At 66.8% G+C, this 21619-nt stretch carries 21 protein-coding genes; 17 read left to right on the forward strand and 4 right to left on the reverse strand.

Annotated elements, in window-relative coordinates; all coding sequences use genetic code 11:
- The first annotated feature begins 1 nt into the window (after position 1).
- From VMJ11_RS01685 to pyrF, 14 genes are all read left to right on the forward strand, one after another.
- Positions 2-934 carry a MurR/RpiR family transcriptional regulator gene (locus VMJ11_RS01685; protein ID WP_325616275.1) on the forward strand — a complete coding sequence of 311 codons (933 nt, stop codon included), beginning with the start codon at positions 2-4 and terminating at the stop codon, positions 932-934.
- Positions 935-956: 22 nt separating this feature from the next.
- Positions 957-2438 carry a D-aminoacylase gene (locus tag VMJ11_RS01690; RefSeq protein WP_325616277.1) on the forward strand — a complete coding sequence of 494 codons (1482 nt, stop codon included), beginning with the start codon at positions 957-959 and terminating at the stop codon, positions 2436-2438.
- A gap of 85 nt (positions 2439-2523) precedes the next feature.
- The gene (locus VMJ11_RS01695) at positions 2524-2913 is read left to right on the forward strand and encodes a RidA family protein (RefSeq protein ID WP_325616279.1); all 390 of its coding nucleotides are present in this window, start codon (positions 2524-2526) and stop codon (positions 2911-2913) included.
- A 482-nt stretch (positions 2914-3395) separates the two neighbouring features.
- The gene (locus tag VMJ11_RS01700; protein ID WP_325616281.1) at positions 3396-4328 is read left to right on the forward strand and encodes an IclR family transcriptional regulator; all 933 of its coding nucleotides are present in this window, start codon (positions 3396-3398) and stop codon (positions 4326-4328) included.
- Complete coding sequence (locus VMJ11_RS01705) at positions 4325-5341, forward strand: 2-dehydro-3-deoxygalactonokinase (protein WP_325616283.1); 1017 nt, start codon at positions 4325-4327, stop codon at positions 5339-5341. The genes VMJ11_RS01700 and VMJ11_RS01705 overlap by 4 nt, the downstream gene beginning before the upstream one ends.
- 72 nt (positions 5342-5413) lie before the next feature.
- Complete coding sequence (locus VMJ11_RS01710) at positions 5414-6100, forward strand: 2-dehydro-3-deoxy-6-phosphogalactonate aldolase (RefSeq protein WP_325616286.1); 687 nt, start codon at positions 5414-5416, stop codon at positions 6098-6100.
- A complete protein-coding gene (locus VMJ11_RS01715; RefSeq protein ID WP_325616287.1) occupies positions 6097-6876 on the forward strand; it encodes an SDR family oxidoreductase in 780 nt (259 codons plus the stop codon). Before VMJ11_RS01710 ends, VMJ11_RS01715 begins: the two co-directional genes overlap by 4 nt.
- A gap of 149 nt (positions 6877-7025) precedes the next feature.
- Positions 7026-8033, forward strand: a complete 1008-nt coding sequence (locus VMJ11_RS01720) for an arabinose ABC transporter substrate-binding protein (RefSeq protein WP_325616289.1) — start codon at positions 7026-7028, stop codon at positions 8031-8033.
- Between the two features lie 100 nt (positions 8034-8133).
- Positions 8134-9645 (forward strand): L-arabinose ABC transporter ATP-binding protein AraG, encoded by a 1512-nt coding sequence (gene araG / locus VMJ11_RS01725; protein ID WP_325616291.1) that lies wholly within the window; start codon positions 8134-8136, stop codon positions 9643-9645.
- Between the two features lie 23 nt (positions 9646-9668).
- Positions 9669-10733 carry an L-arabinose ABC transporter permease AraH gene (gene araH, locus VMJ11_RS01730; protein WP_325616293.1) on the forward strand — a complete coding sequence of 355 codons (1065 nt, stop codon included), beginning with the start codon at positions 9669-9671 and terminating at the stop codon, positions 10731-10733.
- 23 nt (positions 10734-10756) lie between these two features.
- Positions 10757-11566: an SDR family oxidoreductase gene (locus VMJ11_RS01735; protein ID WP_325616296.1), complete on the forward strand. Its 810-nt coding sequence runs from the start codon at positions 10757-10759 to the stop codon at positions 11564-11566.
- A complete protein-coding gene (locus tag VMJ11_RS01740) occupies positions 11563-12477 on the forward strand; it encodes an SMP-30/gluconolactonase/LRE family protein (protein WP_325616300.1) in 915 nt (304 codons plus the stop codon). Before VMJ11_RS01735 ends, VMJ11_RS01740 begins: the two co-directional genes overlap by 4 nt.
- A gap of 315 nt (positions 12478-12792) precedes the next feature.
- Positions 12793-13977: an aldose 1-epimerase gene (locus VMJ11_RS01745; protein ID WP_325616304.1), complete on the forward strand. Its 1185-nt coding sequence runs from the start codon at positions 12793-12795 to the stop codon at positions 13975-13977.
- Positions 13978-14081: 104 nt separating this feature from the next.
- Entirely contained in the window at positions 14082-14897 is an 816-nt protein-coding gene (pyrF, locus tag VMJ11_RS01750) for an orotidine-5'-phosphate decarboxylase (protein WP_325616307.1), read from the forward strand.
- A gap of 275 nt (positions 14898-15172) precedes the next feature.
- Here pyrF and VMJ11_RS01755 read toward each other — a convergent pair whose 3' ends face one another.
- The 4 genes from VMJ11_RS01755 to thiL all read right to left on the reverse strand — a co-directional run bounded on the left by VMJ11_RS01755 (position 15173) and on the right by thiL (position 17908).
- Entirely contained in the window at positions 15173-15709 is a 537-nt protein-coding gene (locus tag VMJ11_RS01755) for a cupin domain-containing protein (protein ID WP_325616309.1), read from the reverse strand.
- A gap of 69 nt (positions 15710-15778) precedes the next feature.
- Positions 15779-16279, reverse strand: a complete 501-nt coding sequence (locus VMJ11_RS01760; RefSeq protein ID WP_325616311.1) for a CinA family protein — start codon at positions 16277-16279, stop codon at positions 15779-15781.
- A gap of 47 nt (positions 16280-16326) precedes the next feature.
- Positions 16327-16929, reverse strand: coding sequence for a phosphatidylglycerophosphatase A (locus VMJ11_RS01765; protein WP_325616312.1), 603 nt, complete (start codon positions 16927-16929; stop codon positions 16327-16329).
- Positions 16919-17908 carry a thiamine-phosphate kinase gene (thiL, locus tag VMJ11_RS01770; protein ID WP_325616314.1) on the reverse strand — a complete coding sequence of 330 codons (990 nt, stop codon included), beginning with the start codon at positions 17906-17908 and terminating at the stop codon, positions 16919-16921. Before thiL ends, VMJ11_RS01765 begins: the two co-directional genes overlap by 11 nt.
- A gap of 185 nt (positions 17909-18093) precedes the next feature.
- On the opposite strand from thiL, the gene VMJ11_RS01775 reads away from it, so the two are divergent.
- The 3 genes from VMJ11_RS01775 to VMJ11_RS01785 all read left to right on the forward strand — a co-directional run.
- A complete protein-coding gene (locus tag VMJ11_RS01775) occupies positions 18094-20388 on the forward strand; it encodes an NADP-dependent malic enzyme (protein ID WP_325616316.1) in 2295 nt (764 codons plus the stop codon).
- A 414-nt stretch (positions 20389-20802) separates the two neighbouring features.
- The gene (locus VMJ11_RS01780) at positions 20803-21162 is read left to right on the forward strand and encodes a ribonuclease (RefSeq protein ID WP_325616320.1); all 360 of its coding nucleotides are present in this window, start codon (positions 20803-20805) and stop codon (positions 21160-21162) included.
- Positions 21163-21178: 16 nt separating this feature from the next.
- The coding region (locus tag VMJ11_RS01785) for a barstar family protein (RefSeq protein WP_325616318.1) at positions 21179-21619 on the forward strand (441 nt) is incomplete at its 3' end.

Consider the following 21619-nt stretch of genomic DNA (forward strand, 5'->3'; position numbering starts at 1 on the left):
GATGAACACTGCCGCCGATCCGGCCCGCTTCGACATCGTCGCGCGCATCGCGCAACGCGTGCCCGATCTGCGACCGGCCGAGCGCGACGTCGCCGCGCTGATCCTCGACGATCTCGCCGGCGCCGCCCGCGCGAGCATCGGCGAACTGGCGCAGCGTGCGGGCGTGAGCATCGCCTCCGTTACGCGCTTTGCGAAGGCAGTGGGCTGCCACGACGTGCGCGAACTCAAGCTGCGGCTCGCGCAGGCAGCCGCCGTGGGCGAGCGCTTCCTGCGCGGCAGAGCCGCGGCGGCAGGCGAGGGCGAGTCGAGCGCTTTGCATGGCGCCGCGGAATCCGCGCCCGAGCCGCTTGCCACGCGCGTCTACGAGGAGATTCACACGGCGCTCGCGCGCAACCATGAGCTGCTGCGCGAAGCACCCTTCGTGCAAGCCGCCGCCGCGCTCGCGCAGGCGCGCATGATCTACGTGTTCGGCATGGGCGGCGGCTCGAGCGCGCTCGCCGACGAAATGCGCTTTCGCCTCGTGCGCCTCGGCCGCCCCGTGGCATCGTACCAGGACAGCCTGCTGCAGCGCATGGTGGCGAGCACGCTCTCGCCCGACTGCGTGGTCGTCGCGCTTTCCGTAACAGGGCGCGTGCCCGAGCTGCTCGATGCGTGCCGCATCGCGCGCGATTACGGGGCGACGCTCGTCGCGCTCACGGCGCCCGCTTCGCCGCTCGCCGCGCTCGCCGACTGGCTCGTGCCGATCGTCGCGAGCGAGACCGATTTCATCTACAAGCCGTCTTCGTCGCGTTACGCGATGATGATGGCACTCGACGTGCTCGCGACCGAGCTGGCGCTCGCCCAACCCGAAGCGAGCCGCGAGCTGCTGCGCCGCATGAAGCACACGCTCGACGTGCACCGCGGCGGCGGCGAACGCCAGCCGCTCGGCGACTGAGCGCCATCCTGAGGAGAAACGCATGCATTCGCACCCCGAAGCCGCCGACACGCTGATCGTCGGCGCCATGCTTTACGACGGCACCGGCGCGCCGCCTGTCGAGCGCGACGTGGCGCTGCGCGACGGGCGCATCGTCGCGATCGGCAATCTGTCGAACTGGCTCGCGGAAGAGGTGATCGAGGCCAATGGGCGCGCGCTCGCGCCGGGCTTCATCGACGTCCACACGCACGACGACACGCACGTGATCCGCGCGCCGCAGATGCTGCCGAAGATCAGCCAGGGCGTGACGACGGTGGTCGTCGGCAACTGCGGGATCAGCGCGTCGCCCGTCACGCTCAAGGGCGATCCGCCCGACCCGATGAACCTGCTCGGCGAGCGCGACGCGTTTAGCTACCCCACGTTCCAGGCTTATGTCGACGCGGTGAACGCGGCGCGGCCTGCCGTCAACGTCGGCGCGCTGATCGGCCATACGGCGCTGCGCAACAATCACATGGACGACCTCAAGCGCGCCGCCACCGGCGACGAGATCGCAGCCATGCGTGCGCAGCTCGAAGACGCACTCGCGCTGGGCGCGCTCGGCCTTTCCACGGGTCTCGCGTACGGGTCGGCGTTCGAGGCTTCCACCGAAGAGGTCGCCTCGCTCGCGCAGCCGCTCGCCGCCGCGGGCGCGCTCTACACGACGCATATGCGCACCGAGTTCGACGCGATTCTCGAAGCCATGGCCGAGGCGTACCACATCGGCAAGCAGGCGCGCGTGCCGGTGGTCATCTCGCACCTGAAGTGCGCGGGCCCTTCGAACTGGGGGCGCAGCACGGAGGTGCTCGCCTCGCTCGAAGGCGCGCGCAAGTATCAGCCGGTGGGCTGCGACTGTTATCCGTACAGCCGCAGCTCGTCCACGCTCGACCTCAAGCAGGTGACGGGCGACATCGACATCACGATCACGTGGTCCACGCCTCACCCGGAGCAGGCGGGCAAGCTCATCAAGGACATCGCGGCCGAGTGGGGCGTCTCGCAGCAGGAAGCGGGCAAGCGCCTGCAGCCGGCGGGCGCGGTGTACCACAACATGTCCGAGGAGGACGTGCGCCGCATCCTGTCGCATCCGGCCACGATGGTCGGCTCGGACGGCCTGCCGAACGATCCGCTGCCGCATCCGAGGCTGTGGGGCGCGTTTCCGCGCGTGCTTGGTCATTACGCGCGCGACGCGGGCTTGCTGCCGCTCGAAGAAGCGGTGCGCAAGATGACGGGTCTTTCGGCGCGGCGCTTCGGCCTCACGCAGCGCGGCGAGGTGCACGTGGGCTGGCATGCCGACCTCGTGCTGTTCGATCCCGCGAAGGTGCGCGACGCGGCCACCTTCGACAAGCCGCAGCAGGTGGCCGAAGGCATCGACGCGGTGTGGGTGAACGGCGTGCTTTCGTACCGCGACGGCCAGCCCACGGGCGAGCGCGCGGGTCACTTCGTCGCGCGCGGCAAGCGCGAAGCGCAGGCCGAGGCGGATGCCTTCTAGGCAGTCGACATCCGGCGAATTTCGAACTCCGGCGCGTGTGGATAACCAGGCCGCGCGCGCTGCACACTTCTCACAGGAGCAAACGATGAAACGAATTGGAGTGGAAGGCGGCAAGGGCCAGGGCGGACAACATCTGCCGTTCGCGCGCGCCGTGGAAGCCGACGGCTGGCTGTACGTCTCGGGCCAGACGCCGATGGAAGGCGGCGAGGTGATCAACGGCGGCATCGTCGAGCAGTCGCACAAGGCCATCCAGAATCTGTTCGCAATCCTTAAGGAAGCGGGCTACGGCGCGGAGCACGTGGTGCGTTGCGGCGTGTGGCTCGACGACGCACGCGACTTCTCCTCGTTCAACAAGGTGTTCCGCGAGTACTTCGGCGAGCATCCGCCGGCACGCGCATGCGTGCAGTCGAGCATGGTGGTCGACTGCAAGGTCGAGATCGACTGCGTGGCGTACAAGGCGCCGGCCGGCAAGTAACGGCGCGTCGCGAAGCTGCACCGAAGCTGTGTGAAACGGCTGCCGGAGTCATCCGGCAGCCGTTTTTTCTTGTGCGCCGCCGCCGCGCGGGGCCGTGGTAGTACTCCATTCAACAGAGGATAACGATTTCGTGAAAATTCCCAATATATGAGCGACCCAATCACATATTGGAGAAGTCAAAAAAACCTGCCTACAATCTGACCCATCCGACAAGCCGCGCCGACAAGGCCCGCGGCAAACGCAGTCGGCAGACCCCAATAAATCCGGCGCACGCGGCAACACGCGCAGCGAACCGGACCGCAAAGGAGACGTTCGCCATGTTCCAGCCTGCGCAAGGTGCGGCCACGCGCTGCTGCCTGCCGCTCCGTGTTCGATGTGTCCCGGCAGCCACGGCTGGCGAGGCGCATCGCCGTCTCCCGAAGCTGGGTTCGCGTGCCGCCTGACGGCGCGCGCCTCCAATCGACTCCTTCGTCGCCCTCGCCATGAACAAAGCGATGTCCTCGACTCTTGCCGCGAGCCTCCCCGACGAGGCCGCCGCCACGCAAGCCCCCGCGCCAGCGCAGGCGAACGCGCGCCCGGCCGATGAAATCGGCGTCGCGAGCTCGCTGCTCGACGGCTCGATGCAGCAGGCCGGCACGCAGACGCTCTTGCGCGGCCTCGCGATCCTCGAAGCCGCCGCCGCCGGCGTGCGCGACCTGCGCTCGTTCGGCGCGGTGCTCGGCACGACGCGCAGCACCACGCATCGCCTCGTGTCCAGCCTCGTGCAGGCGCGCTACCTGCGCCAGGTGCAGGGCGGCTATCTGCTCGGGCCGAAGCTCATCGAACTCGGCACCATCGCGCTCGAGCAGATGCCGCTCACGGCCGTTGCACGCGCGCATCTGCAGGCGCTCGCCGACGAAACGCTCGACACGATCCACCTCGGCGTGCGCGACGGCGACGACGTGCTCTACATCGACAAGATTCCCGGCCAGCGCGGTCTCGAGATGCGCTCGCGCGTCGGGCACCGCATGCCGCTCGCCTCGACGGGCATCGGCAAGGCGATGATGCTCGATCTCGCGCCGCAATCGTGGCGCGACCTCTTCGACGCGTCGCGCCGCGCGCTCGCGGGCGTGAGCTTCCGTCCCGATCACAGCCTCGATCCGGATACCTTCCTCAAGCGCATGGCGACCTACTCCGCGGGCGGGTACACCTTCGATCTGGAGGAAAACGAAATATCGATCCGCTGTGTGGCGGCGCCGGTGCGCGACGCCTCGGGCGCGATCGTGGCGGCGCTTTCGGTCGCGAGCACGATTCCCTATATGCCGCTCGAACGCATGGACGAACTGATTCCGGTGGTGCAGCGCGAAGCGCGCGCGATTTCCCTGGAGCTCGGCTGGCGCGCGCCGCAGCCCGCCACGCGCAGGATCCGTCGATGAAGGCATCCGACAAGCACGCAGGCGGCGCGGCCGGCGACGTCGCGCTCGCTCGCAAGGCCGCGCTGATCGCGCTGGACTGGGGCACGACATCGCTGCGCGCGTATCTGTTCGACGCGGCCGGCGACGTGCTCGCCACGCGAGTCTCGACGGCGGGGATCATGAACCTGCCGGTGCCGGCCGAACAAGGCGGCTTCGACGCCGCCTTCGATGAAGCATGCGGTATCTGGCTCGGCGCGTCCCCGACGCTACCGGTGCTCGCCGCAGGCATGGTGGGCAGCGCACAGGGCTGGGTGCAGGCGCCTTATGTGGAAACGCCCGCGGGCGCGCAGGCGCTGGTGGACGGCATCGTCCGTGTGCGTGCGGCGTGCGGCGCGCAGGTGGCCGTGGTGCCCGGCGTGCTCGAGCCGGGCGCGCTGCCGAATGTGATGCGCGGCGAGGAAACGCAGATTTTCGGCGCGCTGGACGCATTGCGCGACGAGGCTCCGGTGCAAACGTCGCTGATCGGCTTGCCCGGCACGCATGCGAAATGGGTGGTGGTGGAGGGCGATCGCATCGTGCGCTTCTACACCTTCATGACGGGCGAGGTGTACGCGGCGCTGTGCGCGCATACGATCCTCGGCCGCACGATGAAGCATCCCGCCGAACCGGATACGGCTGCATTTCTGCGCGGCGTGAGCGTCGCGCGAGAGCAGGGCTGCGTGGGGCTGCTCGCGACGGCGTTCAGCGCGCGCACGCTCGGCCTCACGGGCCAGCTGGCCGCGGACGAGCAGCCAGACTATCTCTCGGGCCTCGTGATCGGGCACGAACTCGCCGGCCTCGAAGCGGCGCTTGCACGGCGCGACGTGGCGCTTGCCGCCTGTGCGCCGCAGCTGATCGGCGCCGAGGCGCTTTGCGAGCGATACCGTCTCGCGCTGGCGCAATTCGGCTGCGGCGACGCGCACGTCGTGCAGCACGCAACCGAGCACGGGCTGTGGCGCATCGCCGTGCAGGCCGGGCTCGTTGCGCCGCGGTGACGCGTGCATGCCGCGGGATCGAACCAGACACGAATCACGCACGAACCAGACACGAAGCAACAGGAAGCCGATATGGAACCCGAACTGAACCTGCCCGCCCCGTACATGCCGCATGCGGGCTTTGTCGCCGCATTCGCCGCGTGTCGCATGATCGCGATCGTGCGCGGCATCAAGCCTGCCGAGGCCGCCGCGCATGGCCGCGCGCTTTACGAAGCGGGCTTCCGGATCGTCGAGGTGCCGCTCAATTCGCCGCAGCCGCTCGACAGCATTGCGGCGCTGCGCGAAGCGTTGCCCGAGGACGCGATGATCGGCGCGGGCACGGTGCTCACGCCCGAGCGCGTGCGCGACGTGAGGGATGCGGGCGGTGAACTCGTCGTGATGCCGCACGCCGACACCGACGTGATTCTCGCCGCGAAGCTGCAGGGCCTCGCGTGCGTGCCGGGCGTGGCGACGCCGACCGAAGCGTTCGCGGCGCTCAGGCACGGCGCGGATGCGCTCAAGATGTTCCCCGCCGAGCAGCTCGGCCCGGCCGTGACGAAAGCGTGGCGCGCGGTGATTCCGGCGGTCGTGCCGCTTCTGCCCGTGGGCGGCGTGAAGCCCGACAACATGGGGCCGCAGCTGGCGGCGGGCGCGAGCGGCTTCGGCCTTGGCTCGGCGCTGTACAAGCCGGGTCAGGACGTGGCCGCGACGCGCGCCAGCGCGCTGGCCTTCATCGAAGGGTGGAAGGCGACAGTGCGCACGCAAGGAGCGAACGCGTGAACCGGCTCGCGGGCAAGGTCGCGATCGTGACCGGCGCCGGCCGAGGCATAGGCGCGGCGATCGCGCGCGCGTTCGCGGGCGAGGGTGCGGCCGTCGTGCTCGCCGAGCTCGATGGCGCGAGCGCCGAGGCCACGGCCCGCGAGATCGCAGGCGCGGTTGAAGGCGCGCAGACGCTCGCCGTGCAAACCGACGTGACGCAGCCCGCCTCGGTGCACGCTGCCGTGGAAGAGGCGCAACGCGCGTTCGGCCCGGTCGACGTGCTCGTGAACAACGCCGGCATCAACGTGTTCGCCGACCCGCTCACGATGACCGACGAAGACTGGCGGCGCTGCTTCGCCGTCGACCTGGACGGCGTGTGGAACGGCTGCCGCGCGGTGCTGCCGGGCATGGTCGGGCGCGGCGCGGGCAGCATCGTCAACATCGCTTCGACGCACGCGTTCCAGATCATTCCGGGCTGCTTTCCGTATCCGGTCGCGAAGCACGGCGTGATTGGCCTGACGCGCGCGCTCGGCATCGAATACGCGCCGAGGAACGTACGTGTGAACGCCATTGCGCCGGGCTACATCGAAACGCAGCTCACGCACGACTGGTGGAACGCCCAACCCGACCCGCAAGCGGCGCGCAAGGCGACGCTCGACCTGCCGCCGATGAAGCGCATCGGGCGCCCCGAGGAAGTCGCGATGACGGCGGTGTTCCTGGCTTCGGACGAAGCACCGTTCATCAACGCGAGCTGCATCACGATCGACGGAGGCCGCACGGCGCTGTACCACGACTAGTCCCGATCGAGCAGAAGGCAACATTTCGCATCACGAAGCAAACGCAAAATGCAGGAATCCGCCGCAGCGCTGGCCGCGCGCCGCGGCGGGAAAAAGAAGAGGCGGCCAGACACCCTTCCCGTGACTGAAGAAGACAGGAGACTGACAACATGCAACGACGTATCTTTCTGACGCTGATGGCCGCCGCGGTTGCCACGAGCGCGACGCTCGCCGGGGCGCCCATCGCACAGGCGGCCGACCAGGTGAAGATCGGCTTTCTCGTGAAGCAGCCCGAAGAGCCGTGGTTCCAGGACGAGTGGAAGTTCGCGGAAATCGCCGCGAAGCAAAAAGGCTTCACGCTGGTGAAGATCGGCGCGCCTTCGGGCGAGAAAGTGATGAGCGCGATCGACAACCTCGCCGCCCAGAAGGCGCAGGGCTTCATCATCTGTACTCCTGACGTCAAGCTCGGGCCGGGCATCGTCGCCAAGGCGAAGGCCGACAACCTGAAGATGATGACGGTGGACGACCGTCTGGTAGATGGCTCGGGCAAGCCGATCGAGTCGGTGCCGCACATGGGCATCTCCGCGTACAACATCGGCAAGCAGGTGGGCGACGGCATTGCTGCCGAAATCAAGAAGCGTGGCTGGGACATGAAGGACGTCGGCGCGATCGACGTGACCTATGAGCAGCTGCCGACCGCGCACGACCGCACGTCGGGCGCCACCGACGCGCTCGTGGCCGCCGGCTTCCCGAAGGCGAACATTGTCCAGGCGCCGCAAGCGAAGACCGACACGGAAAACGCCTTCAACGCCGCCAATATCGCACTCACGAAGAACCCGCAGTTCAAGCACTGGGTGGCCTACGGCCTGAACGACGAAGCCGTGCTCGGCGCCGTGCGCGCAGCGGAAGGCCGCGGCTTCAAGGCCGACAACATGATCGGCATCGGCATCGGCGGTTCGGACTCGGCGCTCAACGAGTTCAAGAAGCCCGAGGCGACCGGCTTCTACGGCACCGTCATCATCAGCCCGAAGCGCCACGGCGAGGAAACTTCGGACCTGATGTACACGTGGATCACGCAAGGCAAGGAGCCGCCGCTGCTCACGCTCACGACCGGCATGCTGGCCACGCGCGACAACGTGAACCAGGTGCGCCAGGAGATGGGTCTCGCTGCGAAGTAAGGCTGAAGCAGTGGTTTGAAGTGTTTCCCGTTGCGGGGCGGCCGGCGAAGCAAAGTCTCGCCGGCCGCGCCCGCAGCGTATCGAATGAGAGGAAACCGAAGTGTCAGCGACACTACGTTTTGACAATATCGGCAAGGTGTTCCCGGGCGTGCGCGCGCTCGACAGCGTGTCGTTCGAGGTGCGCGCGGGCGAGGTGCACGGCCTCATGGGCGAGAACGGGGCGGGCAAGTCCACGCTGCTGAAGATTCTCGGCGGCGAGTATCAGCCCGATTCCGGCCGCATCCTGATCGACGGCAATGAGGTGCATTTCCCCGATGCGGCCGCCTCGATCGGCGCGGGCATCGCCGTGATCCACCAGGAACTGCAATACGTGCCCGACCTCACGGTCGCCGAAAACCTGCTGCTCGGCGCGCTGCCCAATGCGTTTGGCTGGGTGAAGCGCGGCGAGGCGCGCAGGTTCGTGCGCGAGCGGCTGGCGGCGATGGGCGTGGACCTCGATCCGGCCGCGAAGCTCGGCAGGCTCTCCATCGCGCAGCGTCAGATGGTGGAGATCTGCAAGGCGCTCTTGCGCAACGCGCGCGTGATCGCGCTCGACGAGCCGACCAGCTCGCTTTCGCACCGCGAGACCGAGGTGCTGTTCAAGCTCGTGCGTGAATTGCGTGCCGACAACCGCGCGCTCATCTACATCTCGCACCGCATGGACGAGATCTACGAGCTTTGCAACGCCTGCACGATCTTCCGCGACGGCCGCAAGGTCGCCTCGCACGAGAAGCTCGAAGAGGTGAAACGCGAAACGCTCGTGGCCGAAATGGTGGGCCGCGAGATCAGCGACATCTACAACTATGCGCCGCGCGAGCACGGCAACGTGCGCTTCGCGGTGCGCGGCATTCAAGGGCGTCCGCTCGCCGAGCCGGCGAGCTTCGAGGTGAAGGCGGGCGAGATCGTCGGCTTCTTCGGGCTCGTGGGCGCGGGGCGCAGCGAGCTCATGCAATTGATCTACGGCACGCACAAGCGGCGCGCGGGCGAGATCGAACTGGACGGCAAGCCGATTCGCGTGAAGAGCGCGAGCGACGCGATTCGTCACGGCATCGTGCTGTGCCCGGAAGACCGCAAGGAGCAGGGCATCGTTGCGATGGCAACGGTTTCGGAGAACATCAACATCAGCTGCCGGCGGCATTTCCTGCGTGCCGGCATGTTCCTCGATCGCAAGAAGGAAGCCGAAACGGCCGATCGCTTCATCAAGCTGCTGAAGATCAAGACGCCGAGCCGGCGCCAGAAGATCCGCTTCCTTTCGGGCGGCAACCAGCAGAAAGCGATTCTTTCGCGCTGGCTCGCCGAGCCCGACCTTAAGGTCGTGATTCTCGACGAGCCGACGCGCGGCATCGACGTCGGCGCGAAGCATGAAATTTACAACGTGATCTATCAGCTCGCCGCGCGCGGCTGCGCGATCGTGATGGTGTCGTCGGAATTGCCGGAGGTGCTCGGCGTGTCGGATCGCATCGTGGTGATGCGCGAAGGCCGCATTTCGGGCGAGTTGCCGCGCAGCGCGGCGAGCGAACACGCGGTGCTTGACCTCGCGCTGCCGCAGCGCGCGAAGGCGTTGGCCGCATGAGTGGACGGGGAGGAGTGACTGAAATGCAAGCAAGAGAAAACCTGGCGGCTGAATCTGGCAACAGCGCGGCCAACAGCACGGCCAACAGCACGGCCAACAGCACGGCCAAGAGCGTCGCCGACGCGCTGATTCCGAGTGTCAGCGACAAGCAGAAGTGGTGGCAGCAGATGACCGAGTACAGCCTGATCGTGATTTTCGCGGTCATGTTCCTCGTGATGTCGCTGACCGTCGATCACTTTTTCTCGATCGAGAACATGCTCGGTCTCGCCCTGTCGGTCTCGCAGATCGGCATGGTGTCCTGCACGATGATGTTCTGTCTCGCCTCGCGCGACTTCGACCTTTCCGTGGGCTCGATCATCGCGTTCGCGGGCGTGCTCTGCGCGATGGTGCTCAATGCGACGAACAACACGTTCATCGCGATCGCGGCGGCCGTGGCGGCAGGGGCCGCGATCGGCTTCGTGAATGGCGCGGTGATCGCGTATCTGCGCATCAACGCGCTGATCACCACGCTCGCCACCATGGAGATCGTGCGGGGCTTTGGCTTCATCGTCTCGCACGGCCAGGCCGTGGGCGTTTCGTCGGACACGTTCATCGCCATGGGCACGGCGTCGTTCTTCGGCGTGCAACTGCCGATCTGGGTCACGCTCATCTGCTTCATCGTGTTCGGCGTGATGCTCAACCACACGGTGTACGGGCGCAACACGCTCGCCATCGGCGGCAATCCCGAAGCGTCGCGCCTCGCCGGCATCAAGGTCGAGCGCACGCGCGTGTGGATCTTCCTGATCCAGGGCGCGGTCACGGCGCTTGCGGGCGTGATCCTCGCCTCGCGCATCACGTCGGGCCAGCCGAACGCGGCCGAGGGCTTCGAGCTGAACGTGATCTCCGCGTGCGTGCTGGGCGGCGTGTCGCTGCTGGGCGGCCGCGCGACGATCTCGGGCGTGGTGATCGGCGTGCTGATCATGGGCACCGTCGAGAACGTGATGAACCTGCTCAACATCGACGCGTTCTACCAGTACCTCGTGCGCGGCGCGATCCTGCTCGCGGCGGTGCTGCTCGACCAGTTGAAGAACCGCGGCATACGCGATTGATGCACAACGAGGAGTATTGAACGATGTCGGATTTCGCCAGACCCGCCGATGCAAAAGCGCGTCACGCGCATGAAAACTACGCACGCTATCCGAGCCTCGTGGATCGCGTGGTCCTCATCACGGGCGGCGCGACCGGAATCGGCGCGTCGTTCGTCGAGCACTTCGCGGCGCAGGGTGCGCGCGTCGCGTTCTTCGATATCGACACGAGCGCGGGCCAGGCGCTCGCCGACGAACTAGGCGATTCGCGCCACAAGCCGCTTTTCGTGGCCTGCGATCTCACCGATATCGCCGCGTTGCGCGCCGGCATCGCCGACGTGAAGAGCGCGCTCGGGCCCATCGAAGTGCTCGTGAACAACGCTGCGAACGACCGCCGCCACACGCTGGCCGAGGTCACGCCCGAGTCGTTCGACGCGGGCGTCGCCGTGAACCTGCGGCACCAGCTCTTCGCGGTGCAGGCCGTGGCGGAGGACATGAAGGCCGCGCGCGCGGGCTCGATCATCAACCTCGGCTCGATCAGCTGGCTCCTCAAGCAGTCCGAAATGCCGGTCTACACGATGAGCAAGTCGGCGGTGCAGGGGCTCACGCGCGGGCTCGCGAAGGATCTCGGGCGTTTCGGCATCCGCGTGAACTCGCTCTTGCCGGGCTGGGTCATGACGGAGAAGCAGCGCCGCCTCTGGCTCACCGACGAAGGGCGCGAGGCCATCAAGCGCGGCCAGTGCATCGACGCGGAGTTGTTGCCCGAGGATCTCGCGCGCATGGCGCTCTTTCTCGCCGCCGATGACAGCCGCATGCTCACTTCGCAGGAGGTCATCGTGGACGGAGGCTGGGCATGAGCGCAAACGAAGGCGCTTCGAGCGACGTCGTGGCCGAACTGCTCGTCGACTCGAAATGCGAGCTGGGCGAAGGCGCGACGTGGTGCGCGCGCAGCGGCCGGCTCTACTGGACCGACATCGAAGGCAAGCGCCTTGCGCGCTACGACGCGCGCGACGGCAAGCACGTGACGTGGGAGATGCCCGAGCGCCTCGCGTGCTTCGCGCTGTGCGAGGACGAGCGCACGCTGCTGCTCGGCCTCGCTTCGCGCCTCGCGTTCTTCGATCTGGAAACCGGCGCGATCGAAACGATCGTCGAGGTCGAGCCCGGTGTGCCGACGCGGCTGAACGACGGGCGCTGCGACCGCCTGGGCCGCTTCGTGTTCGGCACGAAGTACGAGGGGTCGCCGAGGCAGGCGATCGGCGGCTTCTATCGCCTGAATCACGACCTCACGCTCGAACGCCTGCCGCTGCCGGCGCCCGCGATCTCGAACAGCATCGCGTTCAGCCCGGACGGCGCGACGATGTACTACTGCGACTCGCCGACGCGCGAAATCCGTGCATGCGATTACGGCGCCGATGGAACGATTGCAAACCAGCGCACATTCGTGACGCTCGCGGACGACACCGGCGTGCCGGACGGCTCGACCGTCGACGCCGAGGGTGGTCTCTGGAATGCCCAGTGGGGCGGCGCGCGCGTGGTGCGTTATGGCGCCGATGGCAGGGAAATGGAGCGCGTAAAGATTCCCACAGCGCAGCCAAGCTGCGTTACGCTCGGCGGTGCGCTTCTGGATACGCTTTACGTCACGAGCGCGCGCGAGGAAATGGATGAGGCAACGCTCGCGCGCGAACCCCAGGCGGGCGGCGTGTTCGCGGTGCGGGTCGGCCGCCGCGGCCTTGAGGAGCCGCGCTTCCAGGGGCATCGACGTGCTTGAGGCGGTTGTATTCAGCGCAGCCTGAAAACTTGATCGGATCGTTTCGGAAGGGCAGCCCGTGTGCGCCGCCTTCGATGAAAGCACTGCTCATCGCAGCGAGCACACGAAGCAAACAGACGGATAGTCGTTGCAGTTCGGCAACAGATGCAGTCGATCGGTAGTGTGCAGTCGGCCGTGCAAGTAAGACCAGAAGGAGAAGGGCGAACACAAGAAGCGGCCGCCGGCCCCTGCGAGAGTGAGCGCGAGGGAAACGGCAGGCCACCGGTGCGCCGCCTTTTGCGGCGGCAATCGAACATGCCTCTCGAGGAGCATCTTATGAGCGTCGCGAATTCCGCTGTGCGTCGACCTACCCGTTCCACCGTGTCTCCCGCCGCGCCGGCCTCCGTGCCGAGCGCGGCGGCTTCATCACCATCGTCCACTTCTCCTGCCGCCGCGCGCCGTGCGCGGCTCGAAGCCGCTACGCATCCCGTGCTGCCGGGGCCGAGCACCTCGGCCGTGGCGATCGGAGCGGCGGGCACCAGCGATGTGGCCTGCGTGACGCTTGCGAACGCGTATTTGAGGCTCGACGTCGCGCCCCAGCTGGGCGGCGGAATCACACGCTTCGACTGGCGCAGCGAAGGCGCGCTCGAACCCGTGTTCCGGCGCTGCGAGCGTGTGAGCGCGCGCATGGACCCGAACGAGCTTGCGTGCTACCCGCTGCTGCCGTATTCGAACCGCATCGGCGAGGGGCGCTTTCACTTCGGCGGCCGCGACATCGAGGTGCCGCGCAATCGCGCGAGCGAGCCGCTGCCGATCCACGGCGATGGGTGGCTCGCGCCGTGGAGCATCGAAAGCGCCGATCGCGAGCGTGTGCGCCTCGTGCTCGATCGTAGCGACGGTGAGCCGTATGCGTACCGCGCGGCGCTCGCTTACGCGCTCGATGGCGCGACGCTCGAGATCGCACTCGAAGTGGAAAACACGGGCCGCGATGCGCTGCCGTTCGGTCTCGGCGTGCACCCGTTTCTCGCGCGCGACGCGAGCACTGAGCTTTCCGCGCCGGCAAGCGGCCTGTGGCTTTCGGGCGCGGACTGGCTGCCGCTGCGCCACGTGCCCGCGCCGCCGGCCTGGCAGTTCGGTGTGGCCTACCCGCTGCCCGACCAGCTCGTGAACCACGCGTTCAGCGGCTGGAGCGGGCGCGCGGCCGTGGTGTGGGAGCGTCGCCGGCTTTCGCTCTCGATCTGCGCGAACACCGACTACTACGTGCTCTACACGCCGCCCGGCGAGGACTTCTTCTGCTTCGAGCCCGTCGATCACCCGATCAATGCCGTGAATCTGCGCGGCGGCGGCGACGCCAACGGCATGACCGTGCTCGCACATGGCGAGCGGCTCGTGCGGCGGTTCAGTTTCACCGTCGAGCGCATGGACATGCGTGCGGCGGCGAGCCCCCACCGGGCGGGCGCGCGGGGGCGTACGGGCGGGCGCGGCGGCAAGGGAGCGCGGGTGCGCGCGCAGGCGCGCTGAGGCAGGCAAAGCGTTCGATGGCGGTGCCGCGGCGCGGCGCCGCATCGCGAGCCGGGTAAAATACGCGCCGTTTTCCCACCAACGGCTCGCCGCGAGCACCCATCATGACCTCGTTCTCCCAGACCCTCCAGGCCGCCTGGCAGCGTACCGGCTCGCTACTGTGCGTCGGCCTCGACCCCGAGCCCACGAAATTCCCGGCCGCGCTGGCCGGCCGCAGCGACGCGATCTTCGAATTCTGCCGCGACATCGTCGACGCCACCGCGCCCTACGCGTGCTCGTTCAAGCCGCAGATCGCGTACTTCGCCGCGCACCGCGCCGAAGACCAGCTCGAAGCGCTGATCGCCCACATCCACGAGAAGCATCCTGGCCTGCCCGTCATTCTCGACGCCAAGCGCGGCGACATTGGCAGCACGGCCGAGCAATACGCGCGCGAGGCGTTCGAGCGCTTCAAGGCCGACGCGGTGACCGTCAATCCCTATATGGGCTTCGATTCGATCGAGCCGTGGCTCGCTCACACGGGCAAGGGCGTGATCGTGCTGTGCCGCACCTCGAACCCGGGTGGCTCCGATCTGCAGTTCCTCACCACCGACGGCAAGCCGCTCTACCAGGTCGTGGCCGCGCTCGCCGCGCAAAAGTGGAACGCGAGCGGCGAACTGGGCCTTGTGGTGGGCGCAACGTTCCCGAAGGAAATCGAAGCGGTGCGCGCGATCGTGGGCGACATGCCGCTGCTGATTCCCGGCATCGGCGCGCAAGGCGGCGACGTCGAAGCGACCGTACGCGCTGGCCGCACCGCGAACGGCACGGGCATGCTCATCAACTCGTCGCGCGCGATCCTCTACGCGAGCAAGGGCGACGACTACGTAGCGGCGGCTGCGACGGTTGCGAGGGAAACGCGCGATCGCATCAACGCGTACCGTTGATTGCGGTTCGGTTGGCTCAGGGCCTGGCACTGCCAGGCCCTGAGCATTGTGCTTGATTTAAATAGCACAACGAATTAAGTCGGAATCCGGGTGATAGATATGGAGACGCTGTTGCGTCCCATTCGATCGTGTTCACTTACCCGCGCTGCGCGTGCATTGCAGAAGTCGCAGCGAGTATCAATAAGTAATGCAAAGTAAAGCCGGGTAGTGCGCATTTATCGGCACGTCTTCGGATGCGTCGCTCTTCGCGCGATTCTCGATACGCGCCGTGCGGCTCAATCTTTCTTCGCGACCGCGGCAGGCTTGCCGAGCAACTCGATGATCGCGCGATGCAGCGGAAACTTCTCGGCGAGCTTGTTCGTATCGGCGATCTCGAACTCGCTGAACTCGAACCCAGGCGCCACCGTGCAGCCCACGAGCGCATACGTGGAAGGATCGCAGCAGCGCGCCGCGAACCAGTGCCCCGCCGGCACCACGGCCTGAAAGACCGTGCCGGGGTGCTCGAGCGCGTGGCCGAGCTTGCGCGTGGAGAGCACGCCGCGATCGTCGATCGAATGGATTTCGATGGGCGAACCCGCGTAGAAGTGCCAGAGCTCGTCCGATCGGATGCGGTGCCACGCCGAATAGGCGCCTTCCGAGAGCAGGAAATAGATGGCGGTGGAAGCCGCGCGCGTGCCCTCGGCGGCGCTCGCGCTCTCGCGTCGCACGAGCTTGTCGGCGCGGTAGGTTTCGCTGTAGTAGCCGCCCTCGGGGTGCGGTTCGAGCCCGAAGCGGCGGATCAGTTCTTCGACTGCGGCATTCGCGGTTGCCATGGCGTGTGCCTTTCGTGATGGGCCCCGGGCGGCAGTGCAAACAGCAGTGCAAACGCGCGCGGGCCGGTTTCAGCGTTCCTGCTCGTCGATGAGCGCGAGCAGCCCGCGCAGCGCGTGCGCGGCTGCCTGCACGCGGATCTGTTCGCGGTCGCCCTTGAAGACCAGCGTCTCGACGCTCGTGTGCAGCCGGTTGCTCCAGCCGAACGACACCATGCCGACAGGTTTTTCCGGCGTGCCGCCGCCAGGACCGGCGACACCGGTAATGGCGAGCGAAACTTGTGCCCGGCTGTTGCGCAGCGCGCCTTCGGCCATCGCGTGCGCGACGGGTTCGCTCACGGCGCCGTATTTTTCGATGAGCTCGGGCGGCACGCCGATCATCTCCGTCTTCGCCTGGTTCGAATAGGTGACGAAGCCGCGCTCGAACCAGCCGCTGCTGCCGGAAATGTCGGTGATGGCGGTGGCGACCATGCCGCCCGTGCAGGATTCGGCGGTCGCGAGCATGATGCGAGCGTCGCGCAGCTTGTTGCCGACGCGGATGGCGAGTTGGTGGACGACGGAATCGGTAGGCATTGCGGGCAATCCGTTGAGGTGGCGGCGAGGCGTGATTAGGCCAACAGTCAGACCGACATGCGCCAGAGCGCGATCACGAGCAGCGTGAAGAACGCGGCGACGATGTCGTCGAGCATGATGCCGAGGCCGCCCTTGAAGCGCCGGTAGAAATAGCGGATGGGCGGTGGTTTCACGATGTCGAAAAACCGGAAGACGAAGAAGGCTGCAAGCCGGCTCACGAAATCGACGGGCGTGATCATGAGCATCACGAGCCAGAACGCGACGATCTCGTCCCAAACGATGGCCGATGTGTCCTCCGTGCGCAGCTTGTTCGCCGTGAATCCCGTGATGCCGATGCCCGCGAAGAAGCCCGCGACGATCAGCAAGCCCCACTCGGTCACGCTGAGGTAGCGGTTGAGCACTTCGAACGAAGCCCATGCGAACAGCGTGCCGGCCGTGCCGGGCGCGAGGCGCGAGAGCCCCGAGCCGAAACCGAGCGAGATGATGTGTAGCGGATGCGTGAGCATGAACGCGGCATTGGCGCGGCGCGGGCTGCCCGGTTGGGCGCGCGCGCCGGGCGCGGCGGCGTTGGACGCCGCGCCAGCCGGGCTGGCCTGCCGCCCGGCCGTCGCGAGTTCGTCGGCGGGCGAAGGCGTGGGGTCAGTCTGCATGGAAGTGGTCGAAACCTTGCAACGTCAGGTTGAGCGGCGTGCCCGCGGCGTCGCGCCAGGCGATCGCGGGGGCGGCTTGGGGCGAAGCGAGGGAACCCATTGTACCGATGCGCGTGACGCGCACGCCGGCCTGTTGCGCCGCTGCCTCAACCGCCTCGCGCCGAGCCGGCGCGGCCGTGAAGCACAATTCGTAATCGTCGCCGCCCGCGAGCGCGCATTGCAGCTGCACGTCGCGCGGCAGGCGTGCGAGCGCCGGCGATAGCGGCAGGGCGTCCACGTCGACCGTCGCGGCAAGGTGCGAGCGCTCCAATATGTGCAGCAGGTCGCCGGCCAGCCCGTCCGAAACGTCGAGCGCCGCGCGCGCGACGCCGCGCAGCGCGAGGCCGAGCGCCACGCGTGGCTCGGGGTACTCGAGAGCGCGGCGCAAGGGGGCGGCGTCCTGCTCGCTCACTGGCCATTCGCCGCGCAACATGCCGAGGCCCGCGCGTGCGTCGCCGGGCGTGCCGGAAACCCAGATGTCGTCGCCTGCCTGCGCCGTGTCGCGCCGGAGTGCGGCATCCTGCCGCACCGAGCCGAAGACCGTCAGGCACAGGTTGAGCGGGCCCGCGGTGGTGTCGCCTCCGATCAGCTCGCAACTGTAGCGGTCGGCCAGCTCGAAGAGTCCCGAGCTAAAGGCCGCGAGCCAGTCCTCGTCCGGCTTGGGCAGCGCGAAAGCGAGCGTGAAGCCGAGCGGCCGTGCGCCCATTGCGCCCAGATCGGACAGATTCACGGCGAGCGCCTTGTGGCCGAGCGCGTGCGCATCGATATCGGGGAAAAAGTGGCGGCCTTCCACCAGCATGTCCGTCGAAACGGCCAGCATTTCGCCGGGGTCGGGCGCGATGAGCGCGCAGTCGTCGCCGATACCGAGCGCGGCGCGCTGGGTGTTCGTGCGCGCACGTCGCGCGAAATACCGGTCGATCAGGGAGAACTCGGAAAGCATGACGAAAGGTCTATGACGATTGGCATAACCGCGTGGGCAAAGGGCGCGCCGGTGCAGCGTTCGCCTCATTGCGGTCGCGGCACCTGCGCCCGAACTGTAAAGAATGCGCTCGGAGATTGGCGCTACAATGGGTTCGAATCAGCGTTCGAGTTGTTATTCTAATCTGCACTAACGTCCTGCCTCCCATGTCGAATCCCGCCACGAACAAGCTGCGCGAAGCCGCCCTCGATTATCACGAGTTCCCAACACCCGGGAAGATCGCGATCGCCCCGACCAAGCAGATGATCAACCAGCGCGATCTCTCGCTCGCGTACTCGCCGGGTGTCGCGTTCGCGTGCGAGGCGATCGTCGAGAATCCACTCAACGCCGCGCGTTTCACGGCCCGCAGCAACCTCGTTGGCGTCGTGTCCAACGGCACGGCGGTGCTCGGCCTCGGCAACATCGGGCCGCTCGCCTCGAAGCCCGTCATGGAAGGCAAGGCGGTGCTCTTCAAGAAGTTCGCGGGCATCGACGTGTTCGACATCGAGCTCAACGAGTCGGACCCGCACAAGCTCGTCGAGGTGATCGCGGCGCTCGAGCCCACGTTCGGCGGCATCAATCTCGAAGACATCAAGGCGCCGGAATGCTTCATCGTCGAGCGTGAAGCCCGCAAGCGCATGAAGATCCCGGTCTTCCACGACGACCAGCACGGCACGGCCATCGTCGTGGCGGCGGCGTTCACCAACGGCCTGAAGGTCGTGGGCAAGGACATCAAGGAAGTGAAGCTCGTCGCGTCGGGCGCGGGCGCGGCGGCGCTGGCCTGCCTCGACCTGCTCGTCGATCTGGGCCTGCCGCTCGAAAACATCGTCGTGACCGACCTCGCGGGCGTGGTCTACAAGGGCCGCACCGAGCTGATGGACCCGGACAAGGAGCGCTTTGCGCGCGAAACGAACGCGCGCACGCTGGCCGAGGTGATCGAAGGCGCCGATATTTTCCTCGGCCTTTCGGCTGGCGGCGTGCTCAAGCAGGACATGGTCAAGCAGATGGCCGCGAAGCCGCTCATCCTGGCGCTCGCGAACCCCACGCCGGAAATCCTGCCGGAACTCGCGCTCGAAGTGCGCCCGGACGCCGTGCTCGCCACGGGCCGCACGGACTACCCGAATCAGGTCAACAACGTCCTGTGCTTCCCGTTCATCTTCCGCGGCGCGCTCGACGTGGGCGCGACCACCATTACGCGCGAGATGGAAATTGCCGCCGTGAACGCCATTGCGGAGCTGGCGCGCCAGGAGCAGAGCGACGTCGTCGCCACGGCCTACGGCATCCAGGATCTGCAGTTCGGGCCCGAGTACCTCATTCCGAAGCCCTTCGACCCGCGCCTGATCGTCAAGATCGCGCCGGCCGTCGCCCGCGCGGCGATGGAGTCGGGCGTCGCGACTCGTCCGATCGAGGACATGGACGCGTACGAGCAGCACCTCCAGCAGTTCGTCTACCACAGCGGCACGACCATGAAGCCGATCTTCCAGCTCGCGCGCGCCGTGGAGCCGGAGAAGAAGCGCATTGTGTTCGCCGAGGGCGAGGAAGAGCGCATCCTGCGCGCGGTGCAGATCGTCGTCGACGAAAAGCTCGCGAAGCCTATCCTGATCGGCCGCCCGGCCGTGATCGAGCAGCGCATCGCGCGCTATGGCCTGCGGCTCGTCGCGGGGCAGGACTACACGGTCGTCAACACGGACCATGACGAGCGCTATCGCGAGTTCTGGCAAACCTACGCGAAGCTCATGGCGCGCAAGGGCATCACGCAGCAAATGGCGAAGATCGAAATGCGCCGCCGCACTACGCTGATCGGCTCGATGCTCGTGGAGAAGGGCGAAGCCGACGGCATGATCTGCGGCACCGTGAGCACGACGCACCGCCATTTGCACTTCATCGACCAGGTGATCGGCAAGAAGGCCGGCTGCAACGTCTACGCGGCGATGAACGCGCTGGTGCTGCCGAACCGGCAGATTTTCATCGCCGACACGCACGTCAACGTCGACCCGACGCCGGAACAGCTCGCCGAAATCACCATCATGGCGGCCGACGAAGTGCGCCGCTTTGGCATCGAGCCGAAGATCGCGCTGTGCTCGCACTCGAATTTCGGTTCGAGTCTCGCGCCTTCCGCGCAAAAAATGCGCGACCTGCTCGAAATCTTGAAGGAGCGCGCGCCGAACCTGCAGGTGGACGGTGAGATGCACGGCGACGTGGCAATCGACGCGAACCTGCGCAAGGAAATCCTGCCCGAGTCGACGCTCGAGGGCGAAGCGAACCTGCTCATCATGCCGAACATCGATGCGGCGAACATCTCCTACAACCTGCTCAAGACGGCGGCCGGCAACAACATCGCCATCGGGCCGATCCTGCTCGGCGCGGCGAAGCCGGTGCACGTGCTCACGGCTTCGGCCACGGTGCGTCGCATCGTCAACATGACGGCGCTGCTCGTCGCGGATGTGAACGCGTCGCGTTAAGCTGACTCCCCGATCGCACCGGCAGCGCCGGTGACGCTCACCCGAAAATCGGCGCGCTCCCTGTGAGCGCGCCGATTTTTTTTGCCGGCAAGGCCAGCTGTTGACCAAGCTTGTCACCAGGCTTTAATCCGAAAACGAAATTGTAAAATTTACCATTTTGACCCTTGTGCGCGGTCGAGTCCTGGTGTTCGCCGCCTGACGAACGTTGCTTCCGGGCATCATTAGCGATACCCTTACATCTTTCATGGTCGTCGAACGCGTAACCCGAGAAGCGGGAACCAGGTGATGGCGCGCATGGAGTTGCGGAAGGAAAGCGAGGCCGGTATTGCCGGCAGCCCGGTCGCGATGCCTGGTGTAACCCGTTGTTTTGGCAGCGGTTTGGCGGGCGTGCGGCGGGCGGTGTCGGTCGTGCTGATGGCAGCGGCGGCGCTCGCGGCAGGCGGCGCTCAGGCACGGACGAGCCAGTCTGACGACGCGGGGGCTTCGGTCGGCAGCATTTCGGTCAACGAACTGCCACGCGAGGCGGTCACCACGTTGAGCCTGATTGCAGCAGGCGGCCCGTTCCCTTATGAGAAGGACGGCGTCGTGTTCGGCAATTTTGAGCGGATATTGCCACCGCACCGGCGGGGCTACTATCACGAGTACACCGTCCCGACGCCGAACGCGCACAATCGCGGCGCGAGGCGCATCGTTTGCGGCGGCCCGCGCAGGCAGACCGACGATTGTTACTATTCCGACGACCACTACGCCAGTTTCAGGCGAATTATTGATTGACACCGGGAAGAGCGGTATGAGCGATAACGTTTACGCGCACGACCCGCGGGTCGCGAGCGATCTGTTCGCGTCCGGGGAGGGCAACCTGTTCCAGCGCGTCATGCAGTTGAAGCAAGACAGCGAGGCGCGCGAGAAGGAGGCGGCGCTTTCATCGAACGAGGGGGCCATGAGCCTGTTTTCGACCGTGCGGCCGAATATTGTCCAGTCGATCCGGGCGTTTCGCGTTCAGGATCTCGCGGACGAAGCCCAGCGGCTGCAGCAGCATTTCCTCTACGCGTTCTGCGCGAACGCGCAAACCAAGCAGGAAGTGCTCGAAACCATTGCCACATCGTTTCTGTTTCCGAAGCATTTCGGCAAGAACTACGATGGTTTGTACGACTGCCTGACCGATCTCGTGCAAAAGGCCGGCGAGCAGCCGGGCTTCGTGATCGTGCTCGAAGGGCTGCCGATCGCCCAG

Origin of the sequence: Paraburkholderia sp. (assembly GCF_035501035.1) — a bacterium.
Lineage (GTDB): Bacteria > Pseudomonadota > Gammaproteobacteria > Burkholderiales > Burkholderiaceae > Paraburkholderia.